This is a genomic window from Mesorhizobium sp. M7A.F.Ca.CA.002.05.1.1, from assembly GCF_003998335.1.
GTDB lineage: Bacteria > Pseudomonadota > Alphaproteobacteria > Rhizobiales > Rhizobiaceae > Mesorhizobium.
Window position 1 is genome coordinate 1 of the sequence record NZ_RZQI01001439.1, and the last position, 857, is coordinate 857.

The 857-nt window shown below is 61.6% G+C and carries 2 protein-coding genes; both read left to right on the forward strand.

What is annotated here, in order from left to right:
* The first annotated feature begins 33 nt into the window (after positions 1–33).
* On the forward strand, positions 34–531 hold the full coding sequence (locus EN939_RS36190; protein WP_127272058.1) for a (2Fe-2S)-binding protein: 498 nt from the start codon (positions 34–36) through the stop codon (positions 529–531).
* A gap of 122 nt (positions 532–653) precedes the next feature.
* A partial coding sequence (locus tag EN939_RS36195; protein ID WP_164751604.1) for a xanthine dehydrogenase family protein molybdopterin-binding subunit occupies positions 654–857 on the forward strand: 204 nt, incomplete at its 3' end.

Genomic DNA, 857 nt, shown 5'->3' on the forward strand with positions numbered 1-857 from the left:
GTGGATACCAAGGTTGATACCCAGGGAGGGACCATGTCGGACGTTTCGTTGATGGTGAACGGAAAGCGGGTCAGCGGTGCTGCCGAGGACCGAACACTTCTGGTTCACTTCCTGCGGGAAAATCTCGGCCTTACCGGCACGCATGTCGGTTGCGACACCTCGCAATGCGGTGCCTGCGTCGTCCACGTCGATGGCAAGGCGGTCAAATCCTGTACGATGCTCGCGGTGCAGGCCTCCGGCTCCACCGTGCTGACGATCGAGGGCCTGGCCAATGGCGCCGACCTGCATCCGGTGCAGGCCGCCTTCAAGGAACATCACGGGCTGCAATGCGGCTTCTGCACGCCGGGCATGATCATGACGGCGACCGACATGATCAGCCGCCACCCCGAAGGGCTCGACGAGGCGACGGTGCGTGCCGAGCTCGACGGCAACATCTGCCGCTGCACCGGCTACCACAACATCGTCAAGGCGATCCTCGCCGCATCGACGACGATGAAGGGGTCCAAGGGTAAGGCGAGACAAGCTGCTTAGGCAAGGGAATAAGGGAGTAGGGCAGTAGGGGAGTAGGGCAAAAAGGCCAACGCAACGAGGCCCTTTTTCCCTAGTCCCTTACTCCCTACTGCCCTACTCCCATAATTCCGGAGGAATTTCTGATGGGCATTGAAGGTGTTGGCGCTCGGGTCGCGCGCAAGGAAGACAAACGGTTCATCACGGGCGCCGGCCGCTATGTCGACGACATGGTGGTTCCCGGCATGAAGCACGCCGCCTTTGTGCGCAGTCCGCACGCGCATGCGCAGATCAAGAAGATCGATGTGAAGAAGGCCCAAGGCATGCCCGGCGTCATCGGCGAGCCGTCC

Excerpts from the sequence above, each read along its gene's own strand:
- EN939_RS36190 (WP_127272058.1), top strand. The coding sequence starts at position 34 with ATGTCGGACGTTTCGTTGATGGTGAACGGAAAGCGGGTCAGCGGTGCT.